Annotated in this window: 15 protein-coding genes; 6 read left to right on the top strand and 9 right to left on the bottom strand. The window is 63.1% G+C overall.

Annotated features, from left to right (window positions below; translation table 11 throughout):
* Positions 1-31: 31 nt before the first annotated feature.
* The 7 genes from ACNQPL_RS19830 to tkt all read right to left on the bottom strand — a co-directional run bounded on the left by ACNQPL_RS19830 (position 32) and on the right by tkt (position 8,547).
* Entirely contained in the window at positions 32-2,152 is a 2,121-nt protein-coding gene (locus ACNQPL_RS19830) for a putative bifunctional diguanylate cyclase/phosphodiesterase (protein WP_346615385.1), read from the bottom strand.
* A gap of 196 nt (positions 2,153-2,348) precedes the next feature.
* On the bottom strand, positions 2,349-3,413 hold the full coding sequence (gene fba / locus ACNQPL_RS19835; protein ID WP_346615386.1) for a class II fructose-bisphosphate aldolase: 1,065 nt from the start codon (positions 3,411-3,413) through the stop codon (positions 2,349-2,351).
* Between the two features lie 101 nt (positions 3,414-3,514).
* Positions 3,515-3,844, bottom strand: coding sequence for an MliC family protein (locus ACNQPL_RS19840; protein WP_346615387.1), 330 nt, complete (start codon positions 3,842-3,844; stop codon positions 3,515-3,517).
* A 64-nt stretch (positions 3,845-3,908) separates the two neighbouring features.
* Positions 3,909-4,127: a hypothetical protein gene (locus ACNQPL_RS19845; protein ID WP_346615388.1), complete on the bottom strand. Its 219-nt coding sequence runs from the start codon at positions 4,125-4,127 to the stop codon at positions 3,909-3,911.
* A gap of 32 nt (positions 4,128-4,159) precedes the next feature.
* A complete protein-coding gene (locus ACNQPL_RS19850) occupies positions 4,160-5,323 on the bottom strand; it encodes a phosphoglycerate kinase (protein ID WP_346615389.1) in 1,164 nt (387 codons plus the stop codon).
* Between the two features lie 12 nt (positions 5,324-5,335).
* The gene (epd, locus tag ACNQPL_RS19855; protein ID WP_416467663.1) at positions 5,336-6,397 is read right to left on the bottom strand and encodes an erythrose-4-phosphate dehydrogenase; all 1,062 of its coding nucleotides are present in this window, start codon (positions 6,395-6,397) and stop codon (positions 5,336-5,338) included.
* A 152-nt stretch (positions 6,398-6,549) separates the two neighbouring features.
* Positions 6,550-8,547, bottom strand: coding sequence for a transketolase (tkt, locus tag ACNQPL_RS19860; RefSeq protein ID WP_346615391.1), 1,998 nt, complete (start codon positions 8,545-8,547; stop codon positions 6,550-6,552).
* Between the two features lie 224 nt (positions 8,548-8,771).
* On the opposite strand from tkt, the gene ACNQPL_RS19865 reads away from it, so the two are divergent.
* From ACNQPL_RS19865 to ACNQPL_RS19885, 5 genes are all read left to right on the top strand, one after another.
* Positions 8,772-9,764, top strand: coding sequence for a metalloregulator ArsR/SmtB family transcription factor (locus ACNQPL_RS19865; protein WP_346615392.1), 993 nt, complete (start codon positions 8,772-8,774; stop codon positions 9,762-9,764).
* Positions 9,765-9,783: 19 nt separating this feature from the next.
* On the top strand, positions 9,784-10,974 hold the full coding sequence (gene metK, locus ACNQPL_RS19870; protein ID WP_346615393.1) for a methionine adenosyltransferase: 1,191 nt from the start codon (positions 9,784-9,786) through the stop codon (positions 10,972-10,974).
* Between the two features lie 144 nt (positions 10,975-11,118).
* Entirely contained in the window at positions 11,119-12,813 is a 1,695-nt protein-coding gene (ligB, locus tag ACNQPL_RS19875) for an NAD-dependent DNA ligase LigB (protein WP_416467664.1), read from the top strand.
* 132 nt (positions 12,814-12,945) lie between these two features.
* On the top strand, positions 12,946-13,341 hold the full coding sequence (locus ACNQPL_RS19880) for a DUF1090 domain-containing protein (protein WP_346615395.1): 396 nt from the start codon (positions 12,946-12,948) through the stop codon (positions 13,339-13,341).
* Positions 13,342-13,467: 126 nt separating this feature from the next.
* A complete protein-coding gene (locus ACNQPL_RS19885; protein ID WP_416467666.1) occupies positions 13,468-13,863 on the top strand; it encodes a DUF1090 domain-containing protein in 396 nt (131 codons plus the stop codon).
* 57 nt (positions 13,864-13,920) lie between these two features.
* Here ACNQPL_RS19885 and ACNQPL_RS19890 read toward each other — a convergent pair whose 3' ends face one another.
* Positions 13,921-14,367 (bottom strand): c-type cytochrome, encoded by a 447-nt coding sequence (locus ACNQPL_RS19890; RefSeq protein ID WP_346615397.1) that lies wholly within the window; start codon positions 14,365-14,367, stop codon positions 13,921-13,923.
* A 115-nt stretch (positions 14,368-14,482) separates the two neighbouring features.
* Here ACNQPL_RS19890 and ACNQPL_RS19895 point away from each other — a divergent pair, with 115 nt between their 5' ends.
* A complete protein-coding gene (locus ACNQPL_RS19895) occupies positions 14,483-15,634 on the top strand; it encodes a murein transglycosylase A (protein WP_416467667.1) in 1,152 nt (383 codons plus the stop codon).
* Between the two features lie 102 nt (positions 15,635-15,736).
* Here ACNQPL_RS19895 and ACNQPL_RS19900 read toward each other — a convergent pair whose 3' ends face one another.
* Complete coding sequence (locus ACNQPL_RS19900; protein ID WP_416467668.1) at positions 15,737-16,123, bottom strand: MAPEG family protein; 387 nt, start codon at positions 16,121-16,123, stop codon at positions 15,737-15,739.
* Positions 16,124-16,125 lie beyond the last annotated feature (2 nt).

A 16,125-nucleotide genomic window follows, 5' to 3' on the forward strand; every position in this document is an offset into this window, starting at 1 on the left:
ATTCGGCGTAACGAACGGCGATTCTAGCCAATCAACGCCGCGGCCAGGGAAAAATCGCCGGGAAGCCGCTGGCATCCGCAGCCGTCATCGGGTAGGCGACCAAAAAACCCTGCACGTAGGCGCAACCGTTTGCTTTCAGCCACGCAGCCTGGGACGCGGTTTCAACGCCCTCGGCGATGACCGTGACGTTGTAGTCGGCGCATAGGCCGATGACGGATCGTACCAAGGCAGCGTCTGCCGCCGAATCGGGCAGGCGCGCTACCAGATGCCGGTCGATTTTCAAGGTATCGATTGGCAGGTCCCGCAGCATACGCAGCGAGCAGTCACCCGCACCAAAGTCGTCCAGCGCCACGCGCACGCCCAATTCGCGCAGGCGGTGGATCTGCTTGATCGCTGTGTCGATGTTGTACATCAACGACGTTTCGGCAACTTCGACTTCCAATTGCGCGGGGTTGAGCTGGTACTCCTGGATCACCCGCTGCAACTCATCGACCAGGCCGGGCATGGTGAACTGCGCGCGGCTCAGGCTGATCCCCAACACCAGGTCCGGGGCGAACCGCTCGCACCAGGCCTGGCGCTGCGCCGCGCCCTGACGGTAGATCCAGCCGGCCAGGCGGTTTATCAGCCGGGCCTCTTCCAGCAGCGGGATGAACAGCCCCGGCGGCACATCGCCGACGCTGGGGTGCTGCCAGCGCAGCAAGGCCTCGAAGCCACGCAGACGGCCGTCGGCAAAAGCGACCTGAGGTTGGTACACCATGCTGAAGTCACGGGCCTCGACGGCGTTGCGCACGCTGTCTTCAAGCATCAGCCGCGAGCGTGCCCGGCCATTGAGCTCCTGATCGTAAAAGCGGTACTGGTGGCGCCCGGCCTGTTTGGCCGCATACATTGCCGCATCGGCAGCACGCAGCAAGCCTTCGACATTGGCGCCGCAGTCCGGGTAGGTGGCAATGCCGATACTCACGCCCAGGCAGACGTCCATGCCATCTACCTGCTGCTGCACCGACACGCGCTCGAGCAACTGCTCGGCATGGCGCCCGGCTTGTTCCGGATACGGCAGGTTATCGAACAACGCCGTGAATTCATCGCCGCCCATGCGTGCCAGCAGGGCCTCACTGCCCAGGCAGTCCTTGAGCTGCTCGGCCACCCAGCGCAATACCCGGTCCCCCGCCTCGTGGCCGAGGGTGTCATTGATCCGCTTGAAACCATCAAGGTCCATGTACATCAGCGCCTGGGTCTTGTCCGAGCGCTCGTTGCGCAGCAGTACCCCTTCCGCGGCCTGATAGAAGCCTCGCCGATTGAACAGCCCAGTGAGCGGGTCGGTCACTGCCTGGTACTCGAGTTGCTGGTGCAGGTTGCGCTCCACCGACATGTCCAGCACCGTCACCACCATCGCCTGTTGATCGGCAGGCAGCGGGGCGCAGGAAAGCGCTACTGGCATCAGATGGCCGGCTACCGTGCGTAAATGGGCATCATGCACGCGGGATATTCGCCGTGCCTGGTAGGCCTGGTGAAAGTCGGATTCGCTCCACAGGGTGGCATTGGGCAACTGCACCAAGTCGAGCAGATGAGCACCTTGCAATTGCTCGACCGGTGCTTCGAGCAGCCGCGAAATAGCCGGGTTGGCGAAGCTGATGGTACCGAAGGCATCGACTACCAGGATGCCCTCAGCGGCGTTTTCCAGGATCGAAGCATTGAACGCCCTGGCAGCCTCCAGCTCGCGGGTCAGCTGCTGCAGCATGCGCCGGTTGCGCTGCTGGTCCAGTTGCGCCTGCACCTTGGGTTTGAGGATTTGCGGGTCGAACGGCTTGAACAGGTAATCCACCGCGCCGCTGGCGTAGCCCTTGAGCACGGCAGCATCGGACTGTTCGTTGGCGGTGAGGAAAATGATCGGCGTCAGCCGGGTACGCTGGCTGCCACGCATGAGCCGGGCGACCTCGAAGCCGTCCATTTCCGGCATCTGCACGTCGAGCAGCACCAGGTCGACATCGTGCTCCAGCAAGGCACTCAAGGCTTGCGTACCTGAGCTTGCGGTCAACACCTGCCAATCCGTGCGGGCCAACAGGGCTCGCATGCTTATGAGGTTCTCGGGGTAATCGTCTACCACCAGGAGAACTGACTTGCCGTCCAACGGTTCAGGGTAAGCGCCATCCATGCTGCTTTCTCTTGTATGACCGACTTCAACTTGCAATTGGATCCGACTACCACTCTAGTCATGAGGGGGTAACACGCAATGCAATCAGAACGCTATCAATGATTAAAATGAAGGGTAGCCGACTAATGGTCGTTTGCCGGAACGGCAGGCATAAAAAAACCCGCATCTCTGCGGGTTTCTTGTAGTTGCCTGACGATCAGTTGACCTTGGCGGCCAACTCACCTTTCAGGTAACGCTGGAACATGCCTTCCAGGGAGATCGGTTTGATCTTGGAGGCATTGCCGGCGGTGCCGAAGGCTTCGTAACGGGCGATACACACGTCACGCATGGCTTTGACGGTTTCACCGAAGAACTTGCGCGGGTCGAACTCGCTCGGGTTCTGCGCCATCAGGCGACGCATGGCACCGGTGGAGGCCAGGCGCAGGTCGGTGTCGATGTTGACCTTGCGCACGCCGTGCTTGATGCCTTCAACGATTTCTTCAACCGGTACGCCGTAGGTCTCTTTGATGTCGCCGCCGTACTGGTTGATGATCGCCAGCCACTCTTGCGGTACCGAGGACGAACCGTGCATCACCAGGTGAGTGTTGGGGATGCGCTTGTGGATTTCCTTGATGCGGTCGATCGCCAGCACGTCACCGGTAGGCGGCTTGGTGAACTTGTAGGCACCGTGGCTGGTACCGATGGCGATTGCCAGGGCATCGACCTGGGTCTTTTTGACGAAGTCGGCAGCTTCTTCAGGGTCGGTCAGCATCTGGCTGTGGTCCAGCACGCCTTCGGCGCCGATGCCGTCTTCCTCACCGGCCATGCCGGTTTCCAGGGAACCCAGGCAGCCCAGCTCGCCTTCCACCGAAACGCCGCAGGCGTGCGCCATGGCAACGGTCTGCTGGGTAACACGGACGTTATAGTCGTAGTCGGTCGGGGTCTTGCCGTCTTCACCCAGCGAGCCGTCCATCATCACCGAGCTGAAGCCCAGCTGGATGGAGCGTTGGCAGACGTCTGGGCTGGTGCCGTGGTCCTGGTGCATGCACACCGGGATGTGCGGGAATTCTTCGATGGCGGCCAGGATCAGGTGGCGCAGGAACGGCGCGCCAGCGTACTTGCGGGCACCGGCCGAGGCCTGGACGATCACTGGGGAGTCGGTCTTGTCAGCCGCTTCCATGATGGCGCGCATCTGCTCGAGGTTGTTGACGTTGAAAGCCGGAACGCCGTAACCGAACTCGGCGGCGTGGTCCAGCATCTGGCGCATGCTAATGAGTGCCATTGTGTATCTCTCTCCCGACAAGCGTCGTTTTGTTTCGTGCAAGCCTGCCGCAGGGGCGGTTGCTGTTCAAGTAGTGTGGGCCACCAGCGCGGCCCGGCCAGTCACGGTGCCTTGCAGCCCCGCCCAATCAGGTCGTTGGTTGCCACCCAGTACACCAGGCCTTCATCGCCCTTGGTGTGGAAGGCCAGCACGCCATCGCTGTACATCGCGCCCGACGCGCTCGGCTCGGACTTGAGCCGGTACACCTGGTCGCCGCCGCCGAGGCGAACGTCGACCGAATCCTGCTGCGCGTCAGCGTAGCGCCACAGCACATCGGCCTGGCTGTCGCAGACCCAACGGGTCCAGTTGTCTGCCGGGGCGGGTTGCGCCGGCTGCAGCAGCGAGCATCCTGCCAGTGTCGCCAGGGCCATCAAGGCCATCAGCGCTTTCATTGCATATCCTCTAGATGACCACACAACGGTCGCTTGGTTGCCTGCTCCGACGAAGCGCATCGGTTCAAGGGCAGCCTGGCGCCTTGCGCTGGTGGTCTTCGTCATACTTTTCCAGGCCTTCCGGGCCCACGCGCTTGCTGATGACCGGCACGGTTTCGGCCTGCCACTCGGACTGGTAGCAACCGCCCTTGGGCGGCTGCGCCGGGTCATCGGCCGAGGACGGGCTGCCGGAGCAAGCGCTCAGCAGGCCGGCCAGGATCATCACAGGCAATTGCTTGACCATCAGGTCGCTCCCTTTGCCAGGCGCCGCCATTGTCAGGCTTTGGCCCGCTCTTCCAGGATCGCCACCGCCGGCAGTACCTTGCCTTCGACGAACTCGAGGAACGCACCGCCACCGGTGGAAATGTAGGAGATATCCTTGCTGACGCCATATTTATCGATGGCAGCCAGGGTATCGCCACCACCGGCGATGGAGAACGCGGCGCTGTCAGCAATGGCCTTGGCCAATACCTGGGTGCCGTTGCCGAACTGGTCGAACTCGAACACGCCGACCGGGCCGTTCCACAGGATGGTCTTCGACGACTTCAGCAGCTCGGCGAAGTTGGCTGCGGTTTGTGGGCCGATGTCCAGAATCATGTCGTCGGCAGCAACGTCGGCGATCGCCTTGACGGTGGCTACGGCGCTTTCGGCGAATTCCTTGGCGACCACCACGTCGACGGGCAGCGGCACGCTGACCTTGGCGGCGATGGCTTTGGCGGTCTCGACCAGGTCAGGCTCGTACAGCGACTTGCCAACCGGGTGGCCAGCGGCGGCCAGGAAGGTGTTGGCGATGCCGCCACCGACGATCAGTTGGTCGCACACCGCGCTCAGGCTGTTGAGCACGTCCAGCTTGGTGGAAACCTTGGAGCCGGCAACGATGGCAGCCATCGGCTTGGCCGGGGCCTTCAGGGCTTTGCCCAGGGCGTCCAGTTCGGCGGCCAGCAGCGGGCCGGCAGCAGCGATCTTGGCGAACTTGGCCACGCCATGGGTCGAACCCTCAGCACGGTGGGCAGTACCGAACGCGTCCATGACGAAGACGTCGCACAAGGCAGCGTACTGCTGCGCCAGTTCGTCGGCGTTCTTCTTTTCGCCCTTGTTGAAACGCACGTTCTCGAACAGCACCAGGTCACCGGCCTTGACCTCGACACCGTCGAGGTAATCGGCGACCAGCGGCACGTCGCGGCCAAGGGCCTTGCTCAGGTAGTCGGCAACCGGCTTGAGGCTGTTCTCGGCCGAGAACTCGCCTTCGGTCGGGCGGCCCAGGTGCGAGCAGACCATTACCGCCGCGCCCTTCTCCAGGGCCAGCTTGATGGTCGGCAGCGCAGCGAGGATACGCGCATCGCTGGTTACCACACCGTCCTTTACAGGCACGTTGAGGTCTTCGCGGATCAGTACGCGTTTACCTTGCAGGTCGAGGTCGGTCATCTTCAACACGGTCATGAATGCAGTCCTTCAGGGCTGTTTGCTGCGGGTTGGGTGAACGACGTGCAGATAATGTTCGGCAACGTCGAGCATACGGTTGGCAAAACCCCATTCGTTGTCGAACCAGGCCAGCAGGTTCACCAGGCGTGGGCCTGAGACGCGGGTCTGGCTGGCATCGACGATGGCCGAATGCGGGTCATGGTTGAAATCACAGCTGGCGTGGGGCAGCTCGGTATAGGCCAGCAAGCCTTTCAGCGGGCCGTCCAGCGCCGCCTCGCGCAATACCCGGTTGACCTCTGCCGCGCTGGTATCGCGGGCGGTCTGCAGGGTGATGTCCAGGCACGAGACGTTGACGGTGGGCACACGTACCGCTTTGGCCTGGATTCGCCCGGCAAGTTCCGGCAGCAGGCGCTCGATGCCACGCGCCAGACCAGTGGACACCGGGATCACCGACTGGAAGGCCGAGCGGGTGCGGCGCAGGTCTTCGTGGTGATAGGCGTCGATCACCGGCTGGTCGTTCATCGCCGAGTGGATGGTGGTGATCTGCACGTACTCGATGCCGAACGCCTGGTCCAGCACCCGCAGTAGCGGCACGCCGCAATTGGTGGTGCAGGAGGCGTTGGAGACAAGACGCTCGTTGCCGGTCAGGCACGCCTGGTTGATGCCGTAGACAACCGTGGCATCTACATCGGCCTCGCTGGCCATGGGCTGCGAGAACAGCACGCGCGGTGCGCCGGCGTCGAGGAAGCGCTGGCCGTCGGCGCGGGTGTTGTAGGCGCCGGAGCATTCCAGCACCAGGTCGATGTCCAGGGCCGCCCAGTCGACGCCCTCGGGCGTGGCGCTGCGCAAGACTTTCACGCAGTCACCGCTGATATGCAGACAATCGCCGTCGACCCTCACTTCGCCGGGAAAACGGCCGTGGGTAGAGTCGAAACGTGTCAGGTATTCCACGCTGGCCTGGTCGGCCAGGTCGTTCAGTGCAACGATCTCGAAGCCGGCTTTTGCCCCACGCTCGAACAGTGCGCGCAGGACACAGCGGCCGATGCGGCCGTAACCGTTGAGTGCAACTTTGTAGGGACGCGGGTGGGGCATAGGTGGCTCGTGAAATCCGTCGGTTGAAAGGGGCCGCCATGCGGCCCATTCGCGGCACAAGGCCGCTCCCACAGGGTACTGCGGCGTATGCAGATCCTGTGGGAGCGGCCTTGTGCCGCGAACGAGGGCCAGGGGCCCTCGCTTTGCCTCTATCAGTCTTCCAGCAGCTCTTCGGCGGTACCCAGGATGTTTTCCAGGGTGAAGCCGAACTCTTCGAACAGTGCGCTGGCCGGAGCCGATTCACCGTAGGTGGTCATGCCGATGATACGACCTTCCAGGCCGACGTACTTGTACCAGAAGTCAGCGTGGGCGGCTTCGATGGCGATGCGCGCACCGACTTCCAGCGGCAGTACGGACTGCTTGTAGGCGGCGTCCTGGGCGTCGAACACGCTGGTGCTCGGCATCGACACGACGCGAACCTTGCGGCCCTGCTCGGTCAGTTTGTCGAACGCCTGAACGGCAAGGCCCACTTCGGAGCCGGTGGCGATCAGGATCAGCTCAGGCTCGCCAGCGCAGTCTTTCAGCACGTAACCGCCACGGGCGATGTCGGCGATCTGCTGGGCGTCGCGGTCCTGGTGCTGCAGGTTCTGACGCGAGAAGATCAGCGCCGAAGGGCCGTCCTTGCGCTCCAGGGCGTGCTTCCAGGAAACCGCCGATTCAACGGCGTCAGCTGGGCGCCAGGTGTCCAGGTTCGGCGTGCTGCGCAGGCTGGTCAGCTGCTCGATCGGCTGGTGAGTCGGGCCGTCTTCGCCCAGGCCGATGGAGTCGTGGGTATAGACGTGGATCACGCGCTGCTTCATCAGGGCGGACATGCGCACAGCATTGCGGGCGTATTCCATGAACATCAGGAAGGTAGCGCCGTAAGGCACCAGGCCGCCGTGCAGGGCGACACCGTTCATGATGGCAGTCATGCCGAACTCGCGCACGCCGTAGTACATGTAGTTGCCGTTGGCATCTTCATGGCTGACGCCCTTGCAACCTTTCCACAGGGTCAGGTTGGAACCGGCCAGGTCGGCCGAACCGCCCAGCAACTCCGGCAGCAGCGGGCCGAAGGCGTTCAGGGTGTTCTGGCTGGCCTTGCGGCTGGCGATGGTTTCGCCTTTGGCAGCGACTTCAGCGATGTAGGCCGCGGCCTTTTCAGCGAAGTCGGCCGGCAGCTCGCCGCTCAGGCGGCGCTTGAGTTCGCCAGCCAGCTCAGGGAAGGCAGCGGCGTAGGCGTCGAAACGCTTGTTCCACTCGGCTTCGACCTTGGCGCCAGCGTCCTTGGCATCCCACTCGGCATAAATGTCGGCAGGCACTTCGAACGGCCCGTGGTTCCAGTTCAGCTCTTTGCGGGCCAGGGCGATTTCGTCGTTGCCCAGCGGAGCACCGTGGCAGTCTTCCTTGCCCTGCTTGTTCGGCGAACCGAACCCGATGATGGTCTTGCAGCAGATCAGGGTCGGACGGTCGCTCTTGCGCGCGGTCTCGATGGCGGTGCGAATCTCGTCGGCGTCGTGACCGTTGACGTTACGGATCACCAGCCAGTTGTACGACTCGAAACGCTTCGGCGTGTCGTCGGTGAACCAGCCTTCCACTTCACCGTCGATGGAGATGCCGTTGTCGTCATAGAAGGCGACCAGCTTGTTCAGGCCCAGGGTACCGGCCAGCGAGGCGACTTCGTGGGAGATGCCTTCCATCATGCAGCCGTCGCCCAGGAACACATAGGTGTTGTGGTCGACGATGTTGTGGCCGTCACGGTTGAACTGGGCGCCCAGTACTTTTTCAGCCAGGGCAAAGCCCACGGCGTTGGCCAGGCCTTGGCCCAGTGGGCCGGTAGTGGTCTCGACACCCGGGGTGTAGCCGAATTCCGGGTGGCCCGGGGTGCGGCTGTGCAGCTGGCGGAACGACTTGAGGTCATCGATGGTGACGTCATAGCCGGTCAGGTGCAGCAGCGAGTAGATCAGCATCGAACCGTGGCCGTTGGACAGCACGAAGCGGTCGCGGTCGGCGAAGCTCGGGTTGCTCGGGTTGTGCTTCATGTAGTCGCGCCAAAGCACTTCAGCGATATCCGCCATGCCCATAGGGGCACCTGGGTGGCCGCTGTTAGCCTTTTGCACGGCATCCATGCTAAGGGCACGAATGGCGTTGGCACGTTCACGACGGCTGGGCATCGCTTATCTCCTGGGCTTGAATAGGTGGTGTTACGAAAAAGGCGGCTATTTTCGCCCACTGGGGGGCTGGGGGCAATGACGGATGGCCACACTTGGGCGTTTTTCCCGTGATTGGCTGTCAATGCGGCGGAAAACCCGGTGCACCCACCCGCCCATCAGGCAATATCAAAACTTTTTGATATTGGCCTTGCTAGGGCAGCGATGCCTGTCTAGACTGCCGCGTCATGAACCTGCGTGCGCAAACCATCCCTCAGCAAAGCGACACCCTGGCCGCCCTGTGCAAGGCCAGTGGCGACGAGTTGCGCCTGAATGTCTTGCGCGCCCTGGCCAGTGACTCTTTCGGCGTGCTGGAGCTGGCGCAGATCTTCGACATCGGCCAGTCGGGCATGAGCCACCACCTCAAAGTGCTGGCCCAGGCCGAGCTGGTGGCCACGCGCCGTGAAGGCAACGCGATTTTCTACCGTCGCGCCCTGCCCGACAGCCACCGCCTAGGCGGGCGACTGCACACGGCGTTGCTCGAAGAGGTCGATGACCTGAGCTTGCCGCAGGACGTCCAGGCACGCATCGCCCAGGTACAGCAACGCCGCGCCGCCACCAGCCAGGACTTCTTCCTGCGCGTGGAGGAGAAGTTCCGCGCCCAGCAGGACCTGATCGCAGGCCTGCCGCAATACCGCGAAAGCCTGCTGGCGTTGCTCGACACACTGAATTTCGAGCCGACCGCCAGCGCGCTGGAAGTCGGCCCCGGCGACGGCGGTTTCCTGCCTGACCTGGCCCGGCGCTTTGCCGCTGTCACAGCCATGGACAACAGCCCGACCATGCTCGAGCTGGCGCGCCAGGTGTGCGAGCGCGAACGCCTGGATAATGTAAACCTGCAGTTGGCCGATGCACTGGGTGCAACGGATGTGGAAGCCGACTGCGTAGTGCTGAACATGGTCCTGCACCATTTCAGCGACCCGGCCCAGGCCTTGCGCCTGCTGGCCAAACGGGTGAAAGCGGGCGGCAGCCTGCTGGTCACCGAACTGTGCAGCCATGACCAGGGTTGGGCGCGGGAAGCCTGCGGCGACCTCTGGCTTGGCTTTGAACAGGACGACCTGGCCCGTTGGGCCAATGCAGCCGGGCTGGCCCCGGGGGACAGCCTCTATGTGGGCTTGCGTAACGGTTTCCAGATCCAGGTCCGCCATTTTCAGCGGACGGCTGGCGACACACACCATCGGTAAATTTTAGGAACCCGTCGAGATGAGCGAATACTCCCTTTTCACCTCCGAGTCCGTGTCCGAAGGGCATCCGGACAAGATCGCCGACCAGATTTCGGACGCGGTCCTGGATGCCATCATCACCCAGGACAAATACGCCCGCGTGGCGTGTGAAACCCTGGTCAAGACCGGTGTCGCCATCATCGCCGGCGAAGTCACCACGTCGGCCTGGGTCGACCTGGAAGAACTGGTGCGTAAAGTCATCATCGACATCGGCTACAACAGCTCGGACGTCGGCTTCGACGGCGCCACCTGCGCCGTGATGAACATCATCGGCAAGCAGTCGGTGGACATCGCCCAGGGCGTCGATCGCTCCAAGCCGGAAGACCAGGGTGCTGGCGACCAGGGCCTGATGTTCGGCTATGCCAGCAACGAAACCGACGTGCTGATGCCGGCGCCGATCTGCTTCTCGCACCGCCTGGTCGAGCGCCAGGCCGAAGCGCGCAAATCCGGCCTGCTGCCGTGGCTGCGCCCGGACGCCAAGTCGCAGGTCACCTGCCGCTACGAGAACGGCAAGGTCGTCGGTATCGACGCCATCGTCCTGTCCACCCAGCACAACCCTGAGGTCTCGCAGAAAGACCTGCAGGAAGCGGTGATGGAGCTGATCGTCAAGCACACCCTGCCGGCTGAACTGCTGCACAAAGGCACCCAGTACCACATCAACCCGACCGGCAACTTCATCATCGGTGGCCCGGTGGGTGACTGTGGCCTGACCGGCCGCAAGATCATCGTCGACTCCTACGGCGGCATGGCCCGTCACGGTGGTGGCGCGTTCTCCGGCAAGGACCCATCGAAAGTCGACCGTTCCGCTGCCTACGCCGGCCGCTACGTGGCGAAGAACATTGTCGCTGCAGGCCTGGCCGAGCGTTGCGAGATTCAGGTGTCCTACGCCATTGGCGTCGCCCAGCCGACCTCCATCTCGATCAACACCTTCGGCACCGGCAAGGTTTCCGACGACAAGATCATCCAGTTGGTGCGCGAGTGCTTCGACCTGCGTCCGTACGCCATTACCAAGATGCTCGACCTGCTCCACCCGATGTATCAGGAAACCGCTGCCTATGGTCACTTCGGCCGTACCCCGCAGCAGAAGACTGTCGGCGACGACACCTTCACCACCTTCACCTGGGAGCGTACCGACCGCGCCCAGTCGCTGCGTGACGCTGCCGGCCTGTAAGTTTTCTACAGCGGTAAATGAAAGCCCTTGCCGAGTGATCGGCAGGGGCTTTTTCATGACATATCGGCTGACAACTGCGCGGCGCATCGACAGGTTTACCGGCCTAGGCTGATGCTTCCACCCCGCCACGCAAGGATGCTGGCCATGCCCGTTATGCTGCTCATGCTGGTGCTGTTGCTTGCACCCGCAAGCCACGCATCCGACTGCCCGGAATGGTCAGCGGACCGCGCCGACGTGGAACTCGCCAACCTGCGTGAAACCCTTGCCCAATGGGACGACCATTACCATCGCCTGGGCGAAGCCCTGGTGCCGGACACGCTCTACGACCAGAGCCGCCAGCGCCTCCTGCACCTTCAGCGGTGCTTCGCACACCAAGGCGGGCTGGACTCCCTGGCCACTTCACGCGGCCCCCTTGCCCATCCCATTCCCCACACCGGTGTCGAAAAACTGCCGGACGCCCAGGCAGTCGCCCGCTGGATGGCCGGCAAGACTGGCGTATGGGTGCAACCAAAGGTCGATGGGGTAGCTGTCTCGCTGATTTACCGCCAAGGCCGGCTGGTACGGCTGCTCAGCCGCGGCGATGGGGTACGGGGGCATGACTGGAGCCGGCACATCCAGGACCTTGAAGGCATCACCCGGCAACTCCCGCAAGCGCTCGACCTGGTGCTGCAAGGCGAGCTGTACCTGCGCCTGGATGGGCATGTACAAGTGCAGGCGGGTAGCGCCAATGCCCGTGGCAACGTCGCCGGCCTGCTGGCGCGCAAGCGCCTGGGTCGCGAACAGGGCGAACGCATCGGGCTGTTCGTCTGGGACTGGCCGCAAGGGCCGACCACCCAGGCCGAGCGCCTGACACAGCTCACGGCCCTGGGGTTTGCCGACAGCGAGCGTTACAGCACACCCATCGCTACCCCGCAAGAGGCCGCGCAGTGGCGCTTGCACTGGTACCGCACGCCACTGCCCTTCGCCACGGACGGCCTGATCCTGCGCCAGAACAGCCGGCCCCCTGCCGATCGCTGGCAGGCCAACGCGCCCTACTGGATCGCCGCGTGGAAATACCCGTTCGCCCAGGCGTTGGCGCAAGTGCGCGAGGTGCGCTTTGTCATCGGCCGCACCGGCAGGGTGACGCCACTGCTCAAGCTGCAGCCGGTCACACTGGACGACCGCCGTATCAGCCAGGTCAGCCTGGGCTCCCTGGCCCGCTGGCAAACGCTGGACATTCGCCCGGGCGATCAGGTGGTCATCAGCCTGGCCGGGCTGACCATTCCTCGGTTCGAACAGGTGCTGCACCGCGCAGTCGAGCGCCAACCCGTGTTGGCACCCGAGGCCGGGCGCTTCGGCCCTCACAGTTGCTGGCGAGCCAGCGAAGGTTGCGAGGAGCAGTTCATCGCCCGCCTGGTATGGCTGGGCGGCAAGCAAGGGCTGGCGATGCCGGGCATCGGCCCGGGCACCTGGCGGCGGCTGGTGCAGGCGGGCCTGGTGACGTCGCTTACGGATTGGTTGGTGCTCGATGCCGAGCAGCTGACCACAGTGCCGGGCATCAGCGAGATCACCGCCCTGCAACTGCAACGCAGTTTCGCCATGGCCCGCAGCCGGCCTTTCGCCCAATGGCTGAAGGGGCTTGGCGTGCCTGCGCCCGGTCATGTGCCGCGGGGTGAGCCTTGGCCCGCCCTGGCCGCCCGGTCTGCCAGCGATTGGCAAACCTTGCCTGGTATCGGCGCAACACGCGCCAGACAACTTGCGGCGTTCTTCGCCAATGCCGATGTTCAGGGCATCGCCACACGATTGGGGAACAGTGGGCTCGACGGCTTTCAGGCGACACAAGATGCCCGTTCGCAATAGCCCACGGGCAGGGCATGCCCGTGGGAATGCCTGAATCTCAGCCTGAAAAAAACGACAAGGGTTTATAAATCGGCAAAACCAAGGCAGGATTTCCCCACTTTTTGCTGCCCCGCCCCGTTTAGGAGGCTATTCATGAAACGTATTTCAACTGTTTTCCTGCTGGCAACACTCGCTTTTGGGGTTCAAACCGCCCAGGCCGCAGAAGAACAACCGGGCCTTACCGGCTGCGCCGCCAAGCGCCAGGCGATCAGCGAGCAGATCGAGCAAGCCAAGGCTCACAACAACAGCGAGCAGCAAGCTGGCCTGGAAACAGCGTTGGGCGAAGTTGACGCGAACTGTACCGATGCCGGCCTGCGCAAAGAACGCGAGCAGAAAGTGCTCGAAGCGCGCCACGAGGTCAACCAGCGCACCAAGGACCTGGACAAGGCCATGAAAAAAGGCGACCCGGAGCGCATCAACAAGCGCAAGGACAAATTGGCCGAGGCAAAAAAGGAACTGCAGGAAGCGGTCGACGATCTGGAACGTTGACAGCGAGCAGCCACTCAAATTGGCTTGTAGGACTTTTCTGAACTTGCCCGTCTAAGGGTTCACTCAGTTGTAGGAAAGGGGCAGGATCGCAGCGCTTACTGCCATTGCCCCTACAAGGAGGCTCCTGTGAAATTAATTTCTTCCGCAGTCATGCTCGCAGTTCTGGGCCTGAGCACCTTCGCTGTGCAGGCTGCTCAGCCCACCCCGGGGTTGACCGGTTGCGCCGCCAAGCGCAGCGCCATCGAAAACCAGCTTCAATACGCCAAGGCACACAATAATGCGGGCCAAATCCGCGGCCTGGAAAAAGCCCTGCAGGAAAACACCGAGCACTGCACCGATGAAGGCTTGAAGGAAGAGCGCGAACAGAAAGTGCGCAAGGCCGAATCGGAAGTCAAAGAGCGTGAAGCCGACCTCAAGCAGGCCCAGGCGAAAGGCGATAGCAGCAAGATCACCAAGCGTGAAAATAAACTGGCCGAGGCCAAGGCAGAACTTGAAGCCGCCAAGGCCGAACTGAACAAGTGACCTGATCCTTCAGGCACGTGCGCCCGCCAGCGGCCCACAAACCGCTGGCGGGCAGCATCAGTGGTTACGAAACTCTGTATGGCAGGCCTTGCAGGCTGCCTCGACCTTGTCCATCGGTGCCTTGAGCATTGCCGCATCCAATGGCTGCTTGCGCGTCACTGCCAGCAATTCGCCCGTTACACCTTCCAGCGCCTGCGCCAGGTCGTGGAAACGCGCCTGACGCTCCCAGACTTCGGGCCGCGCACTGCTCTCGCCATCGTCTTTTACCTGCGGGAAATGCTGCCAAGGCGCATGGGCCAGGCCATCGAGCTTCACAGCGCCGTCCGCGAACCTGGCGCCATCGAACGGCAACCGCCCACGCAGCATGCCGCCCATGTCCTCGCTGGTCTTGAGCATCTGCTTGAAGATCGCCTTGCGCTGCCCCAAGGGTGAGTTAGGATCGACACGGTCGCAGGCCGCAAGGGACAGGCTGATCAACAGCACGGCGGTGAAACATTTGAACATCACGGTCACATTGGCAGCTCGAAGGGCCAACAGTATCCTCGCCTGGCCGACAAAGACCAATACCCATACGAACACTACGGGCAAGTTTCATCTGCTGCCCGCCAAGGATTCAACCATGAAATCTGCTCTGCGCCATCTCGCCTGGGCGCTGCCAGCCCTGGCCTTGCTGGCCGGCTGCAATGGCGGCGAAAGCGCCAAGCCCGAACCCCACGCCATCGCCACCTACGCCCCGGCCACCTGGAAAGACCTGCCCGCAGTCAGCGACGAAGACCTGCTGGCCGGTTTCTACGCCTGGCGCAGCGGCTGTGAGAAGCTCAAGCGCGACCCAGTGTGGGCCGCTACCTGCAAAGCCGCCGGCAGCGATACGGCGAGCGCTGCCCAGGTGCGTACCTTCCTTGAGCAGAATCTGCAGGTTTATGGTCTGCGCTCCGCCGAGAACAATGCCAACGGCCTGATTACCGGTTACTACGAGCCGGTCTACCCCGGCAGCCTGAGCCAATCGGCGACCAACCCTGTGGCGGTTTACGGCCCCCCGGAAGACATGATCGTGGTCGACCTGGCCAGCGTGTACCCCGAGCTGAAGGGCAAGCGCCTGCGTGGTCGCCTCGATGGCCGGGTACTCAAACCATACGACACTGCCGAAGTGATCAACCGTAACGGCGTCAAGGCACCGGTGCTGGCCTGGCTGACCGACCCGATGGACCTGCAATTCCTGCAGATCCAGGGTTCGGGCCGGGTGCAACTGGAAGACGGCCGTCAGCTGCGCCTGGGCTACGCCGATCAGAACGGCCACCCCTACCGGCCGATCGGCCGCTGGCTGGTGGAGCAGGGCCAGCTGAAAAAAGAAGAAGTGAGCATGGGTGCCATTCATGCCTGGGCCCAGGCCAACCCACAGCGCGTACCGGAACTGCTGGCCAGCAACCCCAGCTACGTGTTCTTCAGCACCCGCCCGGACAGCAACGAAGGCCCGCGCGGTTCGTTGAACGTACCGCTCACCGCCGGTTACAGCGTGGCGATCGACCGCAAGGTGATTCCGCTGGGCAGCCTGTTGTGGCTTTCCACCACTCGCCCGGACGGCTCGCCAGTGGTGCGCCCGGTGGGTGCGCAGGACACTGGTGGGGCGATTGCGGGTGAAGTGCGTGCCGACCTGTTCTGGGGCACCGGGCCGGAAGCCGGCGAGCTGGCGGGGAACATGAAGCAGCAGGGGCAGATCTGGATGCTCTGGCCTAAAGGCCAGCCACTACCTGAGGTCCCTAAGGTACCTTGATCAGCGGTGGATTCTTCGCGGGCTTGCCCGTTCCCACAGGTACACCACAGTACTGAAGGGCTGTGTTGTCCCTGTGGGACTCGCGAAGCAGGCAACGCGGTTTCAGATGGAAACCACGAAGAACGACACGATAATTGCCAACCCGGCAAACCACACCAGCGAGCGCAAGGCCGCCCAATCGGCCAGGTAGCAGATGATGTAAAGCAAGCGGCTGGTGATGTACATCACCCCCAGCACGTCCTGCGTCACCTGCTCGGCATTGCCGACGATATCCGCCACCAGCACCGCCGCCGCGAACGCTGGGAACGCCTCGTAGCTGTTATGCTGCGCGGCATGCGCGCGGCGTGGCAAGCCCGACAGCGTGTCGAGGAAGGCACGCGGGTCGTGATTGTCCTTCATGCCGAAACGGCCACTGCTCACCTTGGCGATCAATGCACAAAGCGGCGGCAGGAGCAGGGCAAACAGGATGCACCACAGGGCAACGGTCATTG

This window comes from Pseudomonas sp. LFS044, assembly GCF_047978245.1.
Taxonomy (GTDB): domain Bacteria; phylum Pseudomonadota; class Gammaproteobacteria; order Pseudomonadales; family Pseudomonadaceae; genus Aquipseudomonas.